We start from the raw sequence: 1,243 nt of genomic DNA, 5'->3' as shown, positions 1-1,243 counted from the left end.
TGCACATAACCCTGTCAAGTAGACAATAAAAAAAGAGTATTTCAAGCTGCGGCCTTTTCTCGATATTCAATCGGGGAAAGGCCGTTAAATTTTTCCTGGAAGCGATCCGTATTGTAGAAGTCTATATACTCCTGAATAGCTACATAAGCTTCCTCTGCTGTTTTTGGACATACCAAATATAACTTCTCTGTTTTTAAATGCGAGAAGAAACTTTCTATACAAGCGTTATCATGACAATTGCCACGACGAGAGTGGCTTCCTTGAAGACCGAGTTCTTTTACCTGTCTTTCGTATGATTTCGTCGTATATTGGAATCCTTGATCGGAGTGAAGAAGGGCCCCCTTTTCGAATGACTTGTCCCTTAACTGATTCAACGTATTATGAACCAATTCAAGGTCGTTTCGAGAAGAAACTTCCCATGCCACAATTTCATTATTATACAAATCTAAAACGGCAGATAAGTAGGCAAACGTGTTTCCAATCCGCACATAGGTTATATCTGTTACTAACTTTTGAAACATTGACTCTGCATAGAACTCACGGTTTAAAACATTCTTAAATACAACGGATCCTCTTCGACCATAGAAAGGGCGTTTCTTTCGAATAACAGATGTAACCCCTAATTCTCTCATCAAGCGACGAACACACTTATGATTGACAACGATTCCCTCTCTGAATAAAGCTCGAGTCATCCGCTTATATCCGTAGTACGGATGTATCTTATGAATAGCTAATATATGTTCTTTTATCCATAGGTTTTTCTCAAGTCTCAGAGACCGTTTAGACTGAGTCTTCCGCCATTTATAATAGCCAGCTCTTGAAACTTCACCGATTTTTATTAGCCACGCGAGTGGGTGTGTTTTCCTCAATTCATCAATCACTTGAAACCTTTCGGCTTTCAGGACCATTCCTTCCCATGTAGATTTGGATTGCGCTTTTTTAAATAGTCCACCTGCGCTTTCAGATAAGCATTTTCTTCTTCTACACTAGTAAAATTCTTACGGTTCCATACACCACGTTGGTCTTCAAAAGGCTCATTATTTTGCACTTTCTTTACCCAATTCGCTATTTGTGCATCACTTTTGATACCAAATCGCTCACGAAGCCGACGATATGACCAGCCTTCCTCCAACTTCAAACGAACAACTTCTCGCTTTAATTCTTCTGTATATGTTTGAAACGTTTGCCCCTTTTTTGCCATAGAAAAATCCCCTCTCAGATAGACTGTTAAGAACATTTTATC

The 1,243-nt window shown here is 39.2% G+C and carries 1 protein-coding gene; it reads right to left on the bottom strand.

What is annotated here, in order from left to right; all coding sequences use genetic code 11:
- Positions 1–41: 41 nt before the first annotated feature.
- Positions 42–1,201 (bottom strand): IS3 family transposase gene (locus N9I19_RS24810; protein ID WP_411730956.1). Its coding sequence is split into 2 segments (ribosomal slippage): positions 42–943 and positions 943–1,201, totalling 1,161 coding nucleotides; the frame shifts between segments, so codons are not numbered across the junction.
- Between the last annotated feature and the right edge of the window lie 42 nt (positions 1,202–1,243).

Origin of the sequence: Peribacillus sp. CSMR9 (assembly GCF_033141925.1) — a bacterium.
Lineage (GTDB): Bacteria > Bacillota > Bacilli > Bacillales > DSM-1321 > Peribacillus > Peribacillus simplex_A.
Note: the sequence above shows the minus strand (reverse complement) of the source record. Positions and strands in the feature narration are given on the sequence as shown.